Source organism: Streptomyces sp. NPDC051243, from assembly GCF_044455405.1.
GTDB lineage: Bacteria > Actinomycetota > Actinomycetes > Streptomycetales > Streptomycetaceae > Streptomyces.
In genome coordinates this window covers 229,965-245,144 of the sequence record NZ_JBITES010000005.1, presented here as the reverse complement: position 1 = coordinate 245,144, position 15,180 = coordinate 229,965, and the positions used below count along the sequence as shown (strand labels likewise).

The 15,180-nt window shown below is 71.5% G+C and carries 13 protein-coding genes and 1 pseudogene; 5 read left to right on the top strand and 9 right to left on the bottom strand.

All coding sequences use genetic code 11. The features are described from left to right. Positions 1-513 precede the first annotated feature (513 nt). Complete coding sequence (locus tag ACIBAG_RS14870) at positions 514-1,572, top strand: PucR family transcriptional regulator (RefSeq protein WP_399104892.1); 1,059 nt, start codon at positions 514-516, stop codon at positions 1,570-1,572. 59 nt (positions 1,573-1,631) lie between these two features. Here the strand turns inward: ACIBAG_RS14870 and ACIBAG_RS14865 are convergent, their stop codons facing one another. The 4 genes from ACIBAG_RS14865 to ACIBAG_RS14850 form a co-directional block, all read right to left on the bottom strand. Then, positions 1,632-3,158: a flotillin family protein gene (locus ACIBAG_RS14865; protein ID WP_399104890.1), complete on the bottom strand. Its 1,527-nt coding sequence runs from the start codon at positions 3,156-3,158 to the stop codon at positions 1,632-1,634. A gap of 82 nt (positions 3,159-3,240) precedes the next feature. Beyond that, on the bottom strand, positions 3,241-3,750 hold the full coding sequence (locus ACIBAG_RS14860) for a hypothetical protein (protein ID WP_399104888.1): 510 nt from the start codon (positions 3,748-3,750) through the stop codon (positions 3,241-3,243). A 140-nt stretch (positions 3,751-3,890) separates the two neighbouring features. Beyond that, entirely contained in the window at positions 3,891-4,655 is a 765-nt protein-coding gene (locus tag ACIBAG_RS14855) for an NAD-binding protein (RefSeq protein ID WP_399104886.1), read from the bottom strand. Then, a complete protein-coding gene (locus ACIBAG_RS14850; RefSeq protein ID WP_399104884.1) occupies positions 4,555-5,763 on the bottom strand; it encodes an NAD-binding protein in 1,209 nt (402 codons plus the stop codon). The genes ACIBAG_RS14855 and ACIBAG_RS14850 overlap by 101 nt, the downstream gene beginning before the upstream one ends. A gap of 522 nt (positions 5,764-6,285) precedes the next feature. Here ACIBAG_RS14850 and kdpB point away from each other — a divergent pair. The 3 genes from kdpB to ACIBAG_RS14835 all read left to right on the top strand — a co-directional run bounded on the left by kdpB (position 6,286) and on the right by ACIBAG_RS14835 (position 10,540). Further along, positions 6,286-8,439 carry a potassium-transporting ATPase subunit KdpB gene (gene kdpB, locus ACIBAG_RS14845; RefSeq protein WP_399104882.1) on the top strand — a complete coding sequence of 718 codons (2,154 nt, stop codon included), beginning with the start codon at positions 6,286-6,288 and terminating at the stop codon, positions 8,437-8,439. Between the two features lie 334 nt (positions 8,440-8,773). After that, complete coding sequence (locus ACIBAG_RS14840) at positions 8,774-9,586, top strand: SDR family NAD(P)-dependent oxidoreductase (RefSeq protein WP_399104880.1); 813 nt, start codon at positions 8,774-8,776, stop codon at positions 9,584-9,586. A gap of 177 nt (positions 9,587-9,763) precedes the next feature. Then, positions 9,764-10,540 carry a GNAT family N-acetyltransferase gene (locus ACIBAG_RS14835; RefSeq protein ID WP_399104878.1) on the top strand — a complete coding sequence of 259 codons (777 nt, stop codon included), beginning with the start codon at positions 9,764-9,766 and terminating at the stop codon, positions 10,538-10,540. Positions 10,541-10,544: 4 nt separating this feature from the next. Here ACIBAG_RS14835 and ACIBAG_RS14830 read toward each other — a convergent pair whose 3' ends face one another. The 5 genes from ACIBAG_RS14830 to ACIBAG_RS14810 all read right to left on the bottom strand — a co-directional run bounded on the left by ACIBAG_RS14830 (position 10,545) and on the right by ACIBAG_RS14810 (position 14,634). Further along, positions 10,545-11,921 (bottom strand): TrkH family potassium uptake protein, encoded by a 1,377-nt coding sequence (locus ACIBAG_RS14830; protein WP_399104876.1) that lies wholly within the window; start codon positions 11,919-11,921, stop codon positions 10,545-10,547. A 173-nt stretch (positions 11,922-12,094) separates the two neighbouring features. Continuing rightward, on the bottom strand, positions 12,095-13,204 hold the full coding sequence (locus ACIBAG_RS14825) for a universal stress protein (protein WP_399104874.1): 1,110 nt from the start codon (positions 13,202-13,204) through the stop codon (positions 12,095-12,097). A 177-nt stretch (positions 13,205-13,381) separates the two neighbouring features. Beyond that, positions 13,382-14,104 carry a potassium channel family protein gene (locus ACIBAG_RS14820; RefSeq protein WP_399104872.1) on the bottom strand — a complete coding sequence of 241 codons (723 nt, stop codon included), beginning with the start codon at positions 14,102-14,104 and terminating at the stop codon, positions 13,382-13,384. A gap of 13 nt (positions 14,105-14,117) precedes the next feature. Next, positions 14,118-14,363 carry a hypothetical protein gene (locus tag ACIBAG_RS14815; RefSeq protein ID WP_399104870.1) on the bottom strand — a complete coding sequence of 82 codons (246 nt, stop codon included), beginning with the start codon at positions 14,361-14,363 and terminating at the stop codon, positions 14,118-14,120. Continuing rightward, positions 14,353-14,634, bottom strand: coding sequence for a hypothetical protein (locus tag ACIBAG_RS14810; RefSeq protein ID WP_399105445.1), 282 nt, complete (start codon positions 14,632-14,634; stop codon positions 14,353-14,355). Before ACIBAG_RS14810 ends, ACIBAG_RS14815 begins: the two co-directional genes overlap by 11 nt. Here ACIBAG_RS14810 and ACIBAG_RS14805 point away from each other — a divergent pair. Continuing rightward, positions 14,543-14,791: pseudogene (locus ACIBAG_RS14805) on the top strand (dCTP deaminase domain-containing protein); the annotation flags it as partial. The gene ACIBAG_RS14810 and the pseudogene ACIBAG_RS14805 sit on opposite strands and share 92 nt — an antisense overlap. Positions 14,792-15,180: the final 389 nt, after the last annotated feature.

Genomic DNA, 15,180 nt, shown 5'->3' with positions numbered 1-15,180 from the left:
CCTGCGCGTCCAGGTCGTTCAGGGCGAGGTCGAGGTCGGCGGCGCTGGTGGTGCGGGGCGCGTCGCGGCCGGCCACGCTGTCCCACGTGTCCGTGACCGCGAGCGCGGCAACCAGCAGCAACACCGTCAGGGCGGTGACGAGCAGGGCTGTGGCCGCGCGCAGAAGGCGCAGGCGCGCGGGCACGGTGGCCCAATGGCGGCGGCGCAGAGCGGCCTGCACGGCCACGGCCTGCCGACGGAGGCGGCTTCCCGGACCGCCCGGCCGCGGCTCCCCTCCCGGCCGCGGACCGCGACGGGTTCCGTTCGGGCCGGCCGGTCTGCGCAGCGGCTGCGGCCCCGCGACAGTCCCGGGCTCCGCCTCGGGACCATGTGTTGTTCCGGCCGTGATCGTCACGAGCCCTCCAACCAGGCGACCGCAGAGCTTCGTTGCCGTTTTCCGGCAACGTTGACTACCCTCCCCGTGCCGGACGCCGCTAAGAACACGTCAGCGGTACGACAAAACGAGGGGGCCAAGTGACCGAGCCGGAGCCGGCACAGCCGTATCTGCGGGGATACGACCGGATCCTGGCCGAGGTCTCCGCCACGGGCCGCCGCCTCACCCGGGACGAACTCGACGCCCGCCGCGCGCTGGGTGAGCAGGCCGCGGAGGACGGGCACAGCCTGCGCAGCCTCGTCCGGCAGCACCTCGCCGCCACCCGAAGCTCCTGGCCCGGCACCGCGGACTCGGCCGGCAGCGTCCTGGCCGCGGTCGAGCAGGCCGTCGACGCCTTCGCGGAAGGGTACGAGCGGGCGCAGCGCCTGGCCGTCCGGGAGGAAGAGGCCGCACGCCGGGAGTTCATCGACGACCTGCTCTACGGCCGCAGCGACCTGGGGCGCCTCGCCGAACGCGCCGAACGCTTCGGGCTCCTGCTGTCCCGGGCCCACGCGGTCGCGGTGGCCGAGGGACCGGATGCGTACGACGACACCGCCCCCGTCACCCGCCGGGTGGAGGCCGCCCTGATAGCGCGGTTCGGCGACCGGCGCATCCTGCACGCCACCAAGAACGGGCAGCTGATCTGCATCGCGCCCGGCGACCAGGACGACGTCCTCACCTACTTCGCCAAGCAGGCGCACGCGGCCACGGACGGCAGCCGGGTGGCCATCGGGCGCCCGCAACCCGGCGCGGGCGGCGTCGTGCACTCCTACGAAGAGGCTCTCAGCACGCTCGACCTCGCGAACCGACTGGGCCTCGACGAGCCGGTGGTCCGCGCCGCCGACCTGCTCGTCTATCCGGTGCTCACCCGCGACCGGCAGGCCATGGCCGACCTCGTGCTCAGCGCGCTGGGCCCGCTGCGGAGCGCCCGTGGCGGTGCCGAGCCGCTGCTGCGGACGCTGGAGGTGTACTTCGAGTCGGGCTGCACCGCCGCCGAGGCCGCCCGCCGTCTCGCGCTGAGCGTGCGGGCACTGACCTACCGTCTGGAGCGCATCCATCACCTCACCGGGGCCAACCCGGCGGACCCCATGCACCGTTACACCCTCCAAACGGCTGTCATCGGGGCGCGGCTGTTGGACTGGCCCGCCCAGGAGATCTGACACCAGCCCCTGCGAGGGCCGACCGAGCATCCGGCGGGCCCTCGATGCGAGACGGCGCGTCAGCCGGTGATCTCGACCTTTCCGTTGAGCTGGGCCGGCGGCTGCTCCCCCGCCGACGGTTCCCGCCGGGTGATCCCCTTCAGCAGTTCGGCGAGGTCGACGCCGGTGGTGGAGCCGAGGAGTTCCAGTCCCTGGGCGACGTTGTCCGCGACCGCGCGGGGGATGCGGCCGGCGCCGTCGGTGGAGATGACGGTCATCTTGTCCACCGCGCTGAGCGGCTCGGACGCCTTGGCCACGACCTGTGGCAGCACCTCGACGAGCATCTGCAGGACGGCCGCGTCGCCGTACTGCCCGAACGCGTCCGCCTTCTTCCGCATCGCCTCGGCCTCGGCCGCGCCCTTGGCGCCGATCGCCGCAGCGTCGGCCTCGCCCTCCAGTCGTACGGCCTCCGCAATCGCGGCACGCCGGGACCGCTCGGCCTCACCCTGCTTCAACCCCTCGACGGCCTCCGCCTCGGCGAGTGCGCTACGACGCTGCTTCTCGCCCTCACCGGTCAGCCGCGCCCGTTCGGCCTCCGCCTGCGCGGCCGCGATGCCCGCCGACTTCTCCGCCTCGGCCTGCTTGACCCGCGCCACCCGCTTGGCCTCGGCCTCCTGCTCGGCGGCGTAGCGCTGGGCGTCGGCGGGCTTGCGGACCTGGGTGTCGAGTTGCCGGTCGGTCAGGGCGGCCTGCCGCTCGGCGACCTTCTCCTGCTCGGTGAGGATCTCCTGCTGCCGGGCCGCCTCGGCCAGCGGTCCGGCCGCCGCCGCACGGGCCGCGGCTTCGTCCGTCTCGGCCTTGATCTCGGCCTGCTTGAGGTAGAAGGTCCGCTGCGCGACCGCAATCTCCTCCTCGGCCTTCAGCCGCGCCTGCTCGGCCGCCCGCCGGGCCACGGCCTCGGCGATGTCGGCCTCCTGCCTGGCGCGGGCCGCCTCGGGCCGGCCCAGGTCCTCCAGGTAGGAGCCCTCGGTGGTGATGTCCTGGATCTGGAAGGCGTCCAGGACCAGCCCCTGCCCGGACAGACTCGCCTCCGCCTCCTCCGCGACCTGCCCGGCGAACGCGGCCCGGTCGCGGATGACGTCCTCCACCGACATCCGGCCCACGATCGCGCGCAGCGCACCGGACAGCACCTCCTGCGTGAAGCCGACGATGCCGTCCTGCTGCATCAGGAACCGCTGCGCGGCGGCCCGGATGGAGTCCTCGGTGCCGCCGACCTTGACGATCGCGACGCCGTCCAGGTTGGCCTTCACCCCGCGCAGGGTGACCGCGCCGCGTACGGCCACCGGAATGTGCCGGGAGGACAGGTCGAGGGTGAACTTCTGCTGCACGAACGGCACGACGAACACCCCGCCGCCGACGACGACCTTCTGGCCACTGTTGTCGGTGAAGACCCGGCCGGTCTCCGGATCGGTGGCCTTCTTGCCTCGCCGGCCGGTGACGATGAACGCCTCGCTCGGACCCGCCACCTTGTAGCGGGTGATGACGACGAGTGCCAGCAGCACGAGGAGTACGACGACTCCCACGACCGCGACGACGACAGGACTCATGGCAGTGCCCCCGAATCACGTACGAAGAAGAGAAGGAAGAAGAGTGGAGCGAAGAGAAGCAACTGAGAAGAGGGAGTCCGGCTCAGCGGTCGACCGGGCGGACCACGACGGAGGTGGCGGACGGCGCCGCCTCCACCCACACCTCGGTGCCCTGAGCCACCGGCCCCGCGCTGAGGGCGGCCAACTTCACCGGCTGACCGGCGAGTTGGAGCAGCACCTCGCCGTAACCGTCCGCCGGGATCGCCGTCACCACGTTGCCGGACGTGCCCACCAGGTCATCCCCGGTCGGGGTGTGCGCCGTCTGATCACGCATCAGGACGCGGCTGAAGCGATACGTCAGCCAAGCCGTGCCCAGTCCGCACACGGCCCCCGCCGCAGTGGCGACCGCGGGACCGGTGTTCGCCGCACCAGTGGCGATCGCCCCGCCGAAGCCGGTCATCGCCAGGAACCCGGCGACGACCGGCAACGACAGCCACCCGTCCAGGACGCCGTCCAGCGCACCGTCGAGCACGCCGTCCAGCATCCCGTCGAAGACCAGCGACAGGGCGAGCAGCACGACCCCCGTGATGCCCAGTCCAAGAAACCAAGCCATGCGTGCCGTCCCCCTTTCGCCCGCCGCTGACCTCCGGCTTGACGGGATCCTCGCACTCGGGGACAGCCGGTTTCATTGCCATGTTCCGGCAATTTTTACGCGTACTTGATGCCGTGTTGCAGCCCCGGCCCGTGTCGGGGTCACCCCCTGCGCTCCGGCGGATGGGGCTGCACGCCCGTCATGAGGATGTCCAGCCCACGTCGCGTCGTCGCCAGGACGGCCCGGTCACCCGCGCTCAGGACCCGCCCGTGCGGTGGGCGCCAGTCGAGGCCGGTCGGCTGCCGCCTCAGCGCCGTGAGCGTGTCGGTCGAGGACGACTGCGACGCGGCGGCCGGGCCGACGGCCAGCACGCGCCACTCGTTCTTCCGGAACGCCTCGTGCACCGAGCGGCCCTCGAGCTCCGGATGGCCGGCGACGTCCACCACGGTGAACAGCAGCGAGCCCCGCTCCACCGGCATCACCCCCAGGACGTGGCGGCCCATCATCGCGGCGGCGAAGGACGGGGCGGCGAGCGCCGAGACGCTGCGGCTGCGGGTGAGGGCCGTCGGGTAGGAGGCGCGCAGGGTGCGCTGGACGGTGACGGCGAAGTCGTCGTCGTACAGGCGCATCACCACCCGCACGGCCGGGTTGGTCTCGCGGGCGGCCATCACGATGTCGAGGTTCTCGCCGTCGTCGCGAGTGAGCACGAGCAGCGACTTGCTGTGCCGGATGCGCGCCAGGTCCAGGACGCCGACGCCGCCGGCATCCTCCAGCAGCAGGGGAACGCCCAGTTCACGGGCGAGGGCGACGCCGCGCGCGTGAGGGTCACGCTCGACGGCCACCACCTCGTGGTCGGTGGTGGCCAGCTGGGCCAGCACTCGGGTGCCGATCTTGCCGAGTCCGACGAGCACGATGTGGCCGGTCATGTCGTCGGCGGGCGGATGGTTCGCGGAAGCGGTGCGGAACGCCTCGGTGGCGCCCATCGCGGCGGCGACCACGAGCGGCAGCACCGCGAGGCCGACGAGACCGGCGATGAGCTGCAGCCACCGGCGCACCGCCCCCCTCGTCCGTCGCCGGGTCGCCCATGGTGAAGATGTCCAGCAGCGGCAGGTACAGGTTCTTCCACCAGGGACTCTGGTGGGCGAAGAGCCAGGTGCACAGCGCGAGTACGGCGACGATCGCGGCCAAGGCGCCGAAGACGGCGATCACCTCGCGTGCCAGGAAGACCTTCCAGGGGAGATGGGCGATCCGCTTGCGTATCCAACGCCGTGCGGAGCGAGCACGGCTCCCCCGGGCGGCCGGTGCCAGGACGTGGTGGTGTGTGACCTCCTCCAGCATCAGGCGGCCGTGCGTGAACTGGCGGCGGTCCGCGGTGAGCGCGTCCGGCAGCAGCTGGGTGCCGTCCTCGCCGGGCGTCTCCGGGCTGTCGCCGCCCGCCGGGTCGTCGGGGTGTGCGCCGGACAGTACGGCGAGCGTGGCGAGGTCGGTCGGCTGCGGCGGCGTCCCCGCCGGCCGTACGACGCCGCGGAACACCTTGCCCTCGGCGGCGAAGGTGTGACCGTGCCCGACCGCGGCCGCCGCGACCAGCTCCGGCACGGCGGTGTCGGCGTCGGACAGCACCGTGGTCGACATGTCGAGCTGGGGTTCGTCGTCGAACCCCTGGGTCTGTGCCGCGCGGTCCAGGAGCCGCTCCAGGTGCCGGCCGCGCTCCCGGTTGAACATGCGCACAACGAGCCGTATCGACGGGTTCAGGCTGCGCGCCAGCAGGGCCGCGGTCATGTTGGTCTGGTCGTCGCCGTAGGTGAGGGCGAGTGCCGCGGCCCGTTCCACGCCCGCCGTCCGCAGGGTCTGCTCGTCCGGACGAGCGGCCACCAGCAGTTCGATCGGCGAGTGCGGGTCGCGGTGCAGCGCGGCGACCTCCGCGCCGTGCTCGTCGCGCCGGGAGGGCAGCACGACGGTGACGGCCTCGCCGCACACCGCGTCCAGTTCGACGGCGAGCCGGTGCGCGAGGCCGTCGTCGCCGCAGATCACCATGTGCTGCGAACGCTGTCCAAGCCGCGTCGGTTGGTGGGGAGTTGACATCACCTCACAGATGATCAGGCTCGACGGAACGGCCCGGTACCTCGATCGGCCGGGTTTCGCGTCAGGATTCCGTATGCGTTCTGCCGGCGCCTACCACCTGGGCGCTGACGGCCTGTTGACGCTCCCTCCCGTGTCTTTGACACGACCTTCACCGCCGCGCAGGCCGGCCCGTTAGAGGGGCGCAAATTCCGTGCGGAGCAGGGCTGTCGGCGCGGACGGCGGGGATACATTCGGTGCGGGCCGCCGGAGGCCGCGGACGTCAGTCGCGTGACGGCTCTCCTGACGGAAGCACCTTCCAACACGCCTCAGGGCGGCCGAGCGCGCGGCGTTCCCGTCGTCCCATGCCAGGCGTCCGCGCGCCCGTGCGGTGCCGGGGCCCCGGCACCGCACGGCCCCGCCGCTCCCCCGTCAGTCCGACCGGTCGTCGGCGTGCCCCGGTGCGCGGCGCCGGTCCCCATCGAGCCCGAAGGACCCATGTCTTACGCCGCCCCCCAGCAGGCCCCGCCCTCCCCTCCCCAGCGCCCTCCCCGGCCGGGACCGAAGGGAGGAGCGAAGCGCCGGGCGCCGAGCGGGCTGTTCGAACCGGCCCAGCTCGCCCGGTCCTTCCCCGACGCGCTGCGCAAGCTGCACCCGCGCGCCCTGGTCAGGAACCCGGTGCTGTTCGTGGTGTCGGTCGGAGCCGTCCTGACCACGCTCTCGGCGCTGCTGCACCCCGCCGTGTTCACCTGGGTCATCAGCGTCTGGCTGTGGCTGACGGTGATCTTCGCCAACTTGGCGGAGGCCGTAGCCGAGGGCCGGGGCAAGGCGCAGGCCGAGTCGCTGCGCAGGGCGCGCACGGACACGGTGGCGCTGCGGCTGCTCGACTGGCGCTGGGGTACCGACCTGCGCACCGCACGCAGCGAGGCCGTCGCCGCGACCGACCTCAAGCCACTCGACGTCGTACTGGTCGAGGCGGGCGAGATGATCCCGGCGGACGGGGACGTCGTCGACGGCGTCGCGGCCGTCGACGAGTCGGCCGTCACGGGCGAGTCCGCGCCGGTCATCCGGGAGGCGGGCGGCGACCGCAGCGGGGTCACCGGCGGCACGACGGTGCTGTCCGACCGGATCGTGGTGCGCGTGAGCGCCCGCCCCGGGCACAGTTTCCTGGACCGGATGATCGCCCTGGTGGAGGGCGCGTCCCGGCAGAAGACCCCGAACGAGATCGCCCTGAACATCCTGCTGGCCGCGCTCACGATCGTCTTCGTCCTGGTCGTGATCACGCTCCAGCCCATGGCCGACTACGCGGACGCGGCCCAGTCGACGACCGTGCTAGTCGCGCTCCTCGTCACGCTGATCCCCACCACGATCGGGGCGCTGCTGTCCGCGATCGGCATCGCGGGCATGGACCGGCTGGTACAGCGCAACGTGCTGGCCATGTCCGGCCGGGCCGTCGAGGCGGCGGGCGACGTCAACACCCTGCTGCTGGACAAGACCGGCACCATCACCCTCGGCAACCGCGAGGCCACCGCCTTCGTCCCGTTGCCCGGTATCGACGAACGGCAGCTCGCGGACGCGGCGCAGCTGTCCTCGCTGGCCGACGAGACCCCGGAGGGCCGCTCCGTCGTCGTCCTGGCCAAGACGCGGTACGGGCTGCGGGCCCCTGCCGAGGGCGAGCTGGCCAACGCCCGCTGGGTCTCCTTCAGCGCGCAGACCCGGATGAGCGGCGTGGATCTACGCTGGGGCAACGGTGCCGTGTGCGCCATCCGCAAGGGCGCCGCCCAGCAGGTGATCGAGTGGGTGGAGATGTACGGCGGCAAGGTTCCGTCCGAGGCACGGTACTTCGCCGACTCGGCGGCCGCCTCGGGCGGCACACCGCTGCTGGTGGCCGTACATGACTGGAACGGCCCCCGGGTGCTGGGCCTGATCCACCTCAAGGACGTGGTCAAGGACGGCATCCGCGAGCGCTTCGCGGAACTTCGCAGCATGGGCATCCGCACGGTCATGGTCACCGGCGACAATCCGCTCACCGCCCGCGCCATCGCCCAGGAGGCGGGCGTGGACGACTACTTGGCCGAGGCGACTCCCGAGGACAAGCTGGCGCTGATCAGGCGGGAGCAGGCGGGCGGCAAGCTGGTCGCGATGACCGGTGACGGCACCAACGACGCCCCGGCCCTCGCGCAGGCGGACGTCGGCGTGGCGATGAACACCGGTACGTCGGCCGCCAAAGAGGCCGGCAACATGGTGGACCTCGACTCCAACCCGACCAAGCTCATCGAGATCGTCGAGATCGGCAAGCAACTCCTCATCACCCGGGGCGCGTTGACGACCTTCTCCATCACCAACGACGTGGCGAAGTACTTCGCCATCATCCCGGCGATGTTCGCGGGCGCCTACCCGGGCCTGGAGGCGCTGAACGTGATGGGCCTGCACAGCCCGACCTCCGCGATCACCTCGGCGATCATCTTCAACGCGCTGATCATCGTGGCGCTGATCCCGCTCGCGTTGCGCGGCGTGCGCTACACACCCGCCTCGGCGCACGACCTGCTGCGCCGCAACCTGCTGCTGTACGGCCTCGGCGGCCTGGTCCTTCCCTTCGTCGGCATCAAGCTGATCGACCTGCTCATCTCGACGGTGCCCGGCCTTGGCTGAACCCCGCGCGCCGTACCCGGTAGTCCGTCAAGGACACGTATGCGCACGTCAGAGCGGCGTCAGAGAACGCGCACCGCACTTGCCCCGGGTCTGCGCAACGGCTTCCATGGACGACGTGAACAGCGCCTGGCTCCTCTTCGACCGGCCACCGAGTCCCGCTCGGCTGCCCCGTCGTGCCCCGCGCTGCCCCGAAACGCACGCGTCCCTCTGACGCGCTTTCCCTGATCCGAGGGGCGCCGTAGTCACGTCCGGCGCCCCTCCTCCTCTTTCGTTCCCGCACGTCCGCCGCCCCGACCAGGGGCCGCTTCACGTGCCCGCAACCCCGGATTGGACCATGCCCGACTCCACCCTTTCCTCCCGTACCGTCCTCGTCACCGGCGCCACCTCCGGCATCGGCTACGAGACCGCCCGGCAACTCGCCGAGCGCGGCGCCACCGTGCTGCTGCACGGACGTACGGCCGATGAGGCCCACGCCGCCGCCGACCGCCTCGTCGCCACCGCGGGCATCGACGCCGCCCGACTGTGCGCCTTCGCCGCCGACTTCGCGCACCTCCACGAGGTCGAGGCCATGGCGGACCGCGTCATCGCCGAGCACCCGCATCTGGACGTCCTCGTCAACAACGCCGGCATGTCCGCCCCCGAACGCCACACCGTGACCGCCGACGGCAACGAGATCGCCTTCCAGGTCAACTTCCTCGCCCACTACCTGCTCACCTGCCTGCTGGAACCGGCGCTGACCAGCGCCCCCGGCGGCCGTGTCGTCAGCGTCTCGTCGACCCTGCACCGCACCGCCTCCATCCAGTGGTCCGACCCCAACCGCGCCCGCCGCTACTCCCGGCTCGCCGCCTACGCCCAGTCCCAGCTGGCGCTCACCGTCTTCGCCGCCGACCCGCGTGTCACCGCCGTCTCCGTCCACCCCGGCGTCTGCGACACGCCTCTGCTCCCGCTGTACGCCCACGAGGGCGTCACCCCCGCCGAGGGCGCCGCGCATGTGGTCCGCTTGTGCGACCCGGCCGTCGAGATCGTCAACGGCGCCTACTACGACCGCGACACACGCGTCGAGCCCGCCCCGGCCGCCACCGAGGAGCGCACGGTCAAGCGCCTGAACAAGCTCGCCGACCTCCTCGTCGGCCGCAGCACCACTTGAACTCAGGCCCAGCGAAAGGACGTTAACGCACGTGTCGAAGCGCGCCCGCAAGAAGAAGGCCAACCACGGCAGCAAGGCCGACCAGCGCTGACCAGCCGCCATTCCCATGGGCGGGCGATGACGAGCCGCACCAGGCGCCGCACGCCCGCCCACCCATGTCACCCACACGAGGTGTCGATGATCGAGCTTGCCCCTTCCCACCTGCCCGCCCTCACCCGCTGGTTCCCCTCTGGCGCCCCCGGCCCCGCCGCGATCGGCGAGCACGTCATGGCCACCGGCATCGGCAGCTGGTGGGCCGACCGAACGGTAGAGCCGCGCGTGCTCGCGGCGTCCTGTGCCGGATACGTCGTCCTGCGCGGCGCCCCCGAAGACCTCACACCCGACGCCCTCGCACCGCTGGCAGGCACCCGCATCGACGCCCCCGCGCGCTTCCTGCCCGCCCTCGGCGCCGCTTTCGAGCGGCTCACCCCCTGGGACCGCATGGTGTGGACCCTGCAGGCCGAACCCCAGCACGCCACCGTCCCGTTCGGGGTGACCGTACGCCGTCTGGAGCCGGCCGACACCGACGCGCTGGAGGCCCTCGGCACGGACGTCTCCTGGATCTCCGCCAGTTGGGGTGGCCCGCTCGGCCTGGCCTCCTCCGGACACGCCTGGGCGGCCGTCGGCCGCAGTGGCCGCATCCTGGCCCTCGCCTGCACCTTCTTCCTCGGCACCCGCTACGAGGACGTGGCCGTCTACACGGCCCCCGACCGCCGCCGGGACCGCCTCGGCCTCGCCTGTGTCACCGCCCTGTGCAAGGACATCACCGCCCGCGGCCACATCCCCGGCTGGAACTGCTCCCTCCACAACCGCCCCAGCCGTCTGCTCGCCTGGACCGCAGGCTTCCGACTGGTGCGCGAGTACGTTCACTACGCCGTCGGCAGCCCCGTTGCCCAGGGCCGGCTCAGCGCATGAGGTGTCAGCCGATGACAGGCCGCTCCTCGGGCAGGGTGTACCGGCGGTCACGCCGACGCAGCGCAAGCGCGCTCGCCAGGGTGATCGGACCCACGCGTCCGGCGAACATCAGGGCGATGATGGTGAGCTGACCCACCGCGGGGAGATCGCCGGTGATGCCGGTGCTCAGGCCGACCGTGCCGAACGCGGAGACGACCTCGAACAGAGCCGCCTCGGCCCTCACCTCGGCGACCACGAGCAGCACCAGCGTGCCGGACATGACGAGCCCCACGCCCAGCAGCGCCACGGCCAGCGCTTGGCGCAGGGTGGCTCCCGAGATCCGGCGCCCCATGACGTCCACGTCGGCGCGGCCCCGGATCTCGGCCCAGATCGCCGCTCCCAGCACCGCGAACGTGGTGACCTTGATGCCACCGGTCGTACCCGCGCTGCCGCCGCCGATGAACATCAGCACACAGATGCCCAGCAGCGTGGCCGGCTCCATGGCACCGATGTCGACGGTGTTGAAGCCGGCGGTACGCGCACTGGCAGCGGTGAAGAACCCGTTGAGCAGTTTGTCGCCCCACTCCATCGAGCCGAGAGTCCCGGGGTTGCTCCACTCCAGGGCGCAGGTCAGCAGGGTGCCGACGGCCAGCAGGACCGCGGAGGTGATCAGAGTGAGCCGGGCGTGCAGGGACCACAGGTGCCGGGCCTTGCCCCGTGCAGCCGCCCGGCGGCTGCGCAGCAGTTCCAGCAGCACGGGGAAGCCAAGGGCGCCGAGCACGCACGCGGCGGCGATCGGCACGACGATCCAGGGGTCTGTCGCATAGCCGACGAGGTTGTCGTCTCGCAGCCCGAATCCGGCGTTGTTGAAGGCGGAGATCCCGTAGAAGATCCCGTGGTAGACGGCGTCGCCAGCCCCCACGCCGTAGCCGAGGCGGAAGCGGAGCGCGAGCACCGCGGCCGTGGCGAGCTCGATGGCGGCAGTGGTACCGGCGACCCCCAGGACCACCCGGCGGATGTCACCGACACCCAGGCTTCCCCGCTCCGCCTGCGTGGTGAGCTGCGTCCGCATCCGCAGCCGCCCGGAGACGAGCAGAGCCAGCAGCGAGGCGAGCGTCATGATGCCGAACCCGCCGACCTGGATCAGGACCAGGACGACGCCCTCCCCGAACGGGCTCCAGTGGCTGCCGGTGCCCACGATGGACAGGCCACCGCTGACGGCTCCCGTCGAGGTGAACAGGGCGGTCAGCACGCCGCTGTCCCTGCCGGGCTCCGTGGCGGCGGGCAGCATCAGCAGCGCCGTACCCAGAACGACGACGAACGCGAAGGCCAGGGCGACACCGCGGGTGGGGTGGAGGGCCAGTCGCGCCCATCGGGTCCACGTCGTCGTACGCCCCGCCAACAGTCGCCTCCCATAGCCGTGACACCGCATGTCAACTGCGGCCCTCGCACAGCATCGCTGTCCGGGCGGGCCCTGGGGAACGCGGCACGGCGTCAAGGAGGCGTAGAGATCGTGACCGGCGGCTGGCAGAGCCGCTCTTGGCCGCTGACCGGGGCTCGGAGCTGCGGCAGCACTCAGCGGCGGTGCAGGAGCCGGCCGTGGGCGGCCTCGGAGTGGGTGACGACGTAGACGTCGATGTCATCGCCGGATCCTTCGATGATGGTCTCGCCCACGCCCCGGGAGAACAGCTCCTTCAGGCGGCTGCGCCTGGTGGCGCCGATGACGATCTGGGTGGCGTTGACTTCCCGGGCCAGGTCCAGAACAGCCCCGGCGGTGTCGTCGCTGGTGACGGCGCGGAAGGTACCGCCGAGCTCCTCCACGAGGGCCCGCTGGCGGGCCAGGAGCTTCGGGGATGCGGTGGCGAGGCCGTCGCCCCGCTCGACGTGGACGGCGAGGAACTCGCCGCCCGCCCCGCGCGACGCGGTCCGCTTGGCGCGCCGGATGAGGGTCTCGCCCTCGGGGCCGCCCGACAGCGCGACCAGCACCCGTTCCCGGGTGCTCCACGGCTGCTGGATGCCGTGATCGTTGCGGTAGCGCAGGAGAGCTTCCTCGACGCGGTCGGCCGCCCAGAGCATGGCCAGCTCGCGCAGGGCAGTGAGGTTGCCCAGGCGGAAGTAGTGGGCCAGCGCCGTGTCGATCTTGTCCGGGGGATAGATGTTGCCGTGCGCCATCCGGCGGCGCAGCGCCTCACCGGACATGTCGACCAGTTCGATCTGGTCGGCCCGGCGGACCACGTCGTCGGGGACGGTCTCCCGCTGCCGCACGCCGGTGATCTGCTCGACGACGTCGACCAGCGACTCCAGATGCTGGATGTTGACGGTGGAGATCACATCGACGCCCGCGTCCAGCAGCTCTTCGACGTCCTGCCAGCGCTTCTCGTGGCGGCACCCGGGGATGTTGGTGTGAGCGAGCTCGTCGACCAGGGCGACCTGGGGGCGGCGGGCCAGGACGGCGTCGAGATCCATCTCGGTGAAGGACGCACCCCGGTACGGCATGGTCCTGCGGGGCACGGTCTCCAGCCCTTCGGCCATCTGCCGAGTCAGCGGCCGGCCGTAGTCCTCCATGAACCCGATCACCACGTCTGTGCCCCGCCCGGCGCGCCGCCGTCCCTCACCGAGCATGTCGTAGGTCTTGCCCACCCCAGGGGCCGCCCCGAGGTAGACCCGCAGCTTGCCCCGCGGCATGCGCCCTCCTTCCGGGCGAGCCCGCCATGCACCCGCGCGGCACCTCGGCACCGTGGCTCACCGGGCCGCCGAGCGCTCTCCCACCATGGTCGCTCATCAGCGCCCGGCAACGGTGTCCGCCCGTGGCCCGGCAGCCTCGTTCTGCCTGACCGGGCGGGAAGGCGCGCGTCGCGCGGCTCAGCTGAGTTCGGCGAAGCCCTCCACGGCGTGGGTCTTGCCGGTGACCACGAGAACGTCGCTCTTCTCCACGACCGTGTCGGCGGTGGCGTACGTGAAGTCCTCACCGGGGCGCTTGATGCCGACGACCGTGATGCCGTACTTGCTGCGGACCTGGCTCCGGCCGAGCGGCATTCCGGTGATGACGTCCGGGGCGACGGTCTTGACCAGGGCGTAGTCGTCGTCGAACTCGATGAAGTCCAGCATCCGCCCGGTGACCAGGTGGGCGACACGTTCGCCCATCTCGTGCTCGGGCAGCACGACGTGGTGGACGCCGAGGCGCTCAAGGATCTGGCCGTGCTGGCGGCTGACGGCTTTGGCCCAGATGTTGGGCACCTCGACCTCCAACAGGTTGGAACTGACCAGGATGCTCGCTTCCAGGGAGTCGCCGATGGCGACGACAACGCTGGTGAATTCATGGACCCCGAGCTGGCGCAGCACCTCGGCGTCGGTGCAGTCACCTACCGCCGCATGGGTGAGGGCGTCGCTGTACTTCTGTACCAGCCGGGCGTCGGTGTCGATACCGAGGACGTCCCAGCCGCGGTGCATCAGCTCGTTGGCCAGCGAGATGCCGAAGCGGCCGAGGCCGATGACCGCGACCCGCTGGTCACGGGGGCGCAGGGGGTGCTGGTCGGCCAGACGCTTGCGGCGGCGCCGGCGCAGGGAGTGCAGGTAGTTGACCAATTGCGGGTCGCTCCTAAGGCGGTTCACAGCGGCGGGCGCGCTCGCGCCGTGCCCGCACCGAGACCAGGGGCCGGGCGAGCCGACCGATGAACATCAGCAGGACGAGGGCCATCTGCCGGGCGTCGCGAACCTCGTCGCTCATGGTGGTATCCAGATCGACGGTACCGAACACGTAGATGCCCTCGGAGGGCGGCGAGGTCATGCTCAGCAGAGCGGGACGCGACGCCCGCTGGAGCGCCTCCGGCGTCTCAAACGCCAATACTCCGGATGGTCTGCGTCACCAGACGGTTGCCCTTGGGCGCGTGCCACGAGGTGTACGAGGACAGCTCGGCAACCATCGCACCCAGCCACTCGGGATCACCAAGCCGGTGCGGCGCCTTCGCCTCGGCGAGCTCGTAGAACAGCGCCTTCAGCACGATGACGTGACCGCCCTTGGCGTACGCCCAACTCCTCAACGGCAACCGCACCATCGGCGCCCTCGGAATCTGGGTCCACGTCTCCGCCCCACTCGGCCACCAAGGCCACGCCATCCGCTGGACCCTGGAGATCCGAGCCGCCAGACCCGTCCGTGTCTATCCCGGGATGACCTTCGGCAAGCTCGTCTTCCTCCACTGCTTCGGCGCCCCTGCCAGCTATCAGCTGCACGGCGTGAAATACACCGCCACCGCCGGCATAGCGGCTCGGAGGCAGAGACGACCTCGGTCTCAGGCCACAGCTTGTGGCAGGTCGCGTAGGGAGCGGCGCTGCATGTACGGATGGAGATCAACAGCACCGGGTCCACCGCAATGTCGGCCTCTCGTCTCCACGAGATCGCGTTGTCCGGCACCCCCAGGCTCAAAGGCATGCTCACGTTGGTGGACAGCTGCACCGCGTGGGAAACGAGCCCGGGTGGCGGGGCTGTTGCCGCCGCAGTATCACGGGTGCGACGGTTGTGGTCGACGTGCCGTGCGAGAGCGACCAGCCCGATGACGCCCAGCACCGCGAGCGGTGTCAGGATGATCCCCACCATCGACACGGTCACCGCGAAGCCCAGGAACGCGAGCACCACGGCGAGCACGTACAGCACGGTTTCCTCC

Excerpts from the sequence above, each read along its gene's own strand:
- ACIBAG_RS14865 (WP_399104890.1), bottom strand. The coding sequence starts at position 3,158 with ATGAGTCCTGTCGTCGTCGCGGTCGTGGGAGTCGTCGTACTCCTCGTG.
- ACIBAG_RS14860 (WP_399104888.1), bottom strand. The coding sequence starts at position 3,750 with ATGGCTTGGTTTCTTGGACTGGGCATCACGGGGGTCGTGCTGCTCGCC.
- ACIBAG_RS14855 (WP_399104886.1), bottom strand. The coding sequence starts at position 4,655 with ATGACCGGCCACATCGTGCTCGTCGGACTCGGCAAGATCGGCACCCGA.
- ACIBAG_RS14850 (WP_399104884.1), bottom strand. The coding sequence starts at position 5,763 with ATGGTGATCTGCGGCGACGACGGCCTCGCGCACCGGCTCGCCGTCGAA.
- kdpB (WP_399104882.1), top strand. The coding sequence starts at position 6,286 with ATGTCTTACGCCGCCCCCCAGCAGGCCCCGCCCTCCCCTCCCCAGCGC.
- ACIBAG_RS14840 (WP_399104880.1), top strand. The coding sequence starts at position 8,774 with ATGCCCGACTCCACCCTTTCCTCCCGTACCGTCCTCGTCACCGGCGCC.
- ACIBAG_RS14835 (WP_399104878.1), top strand. The coding sequence starts at position 9,764 with ATGATCGAGCTTGCCCCTTCCCACCTGCCCGCCCTCACCCGCTGGTTC.
- ACIBAG_RS14825 (WP_399104874.1), bottom strand. The coding sequence starts at position 13,204 with ATGCCGCGGGGCAAGCTGCGGGTCTACCTCGGGGCGGCCCCTGGGGTG.
- ACIBAG_RS14810 (WP_399105445.1), bottom strand. The coding sequence starts at position 14,634 with ATGGCGTGGCCTTGGTGGCCGAGTGGGGCGGAGACGTGGACCCAGATT.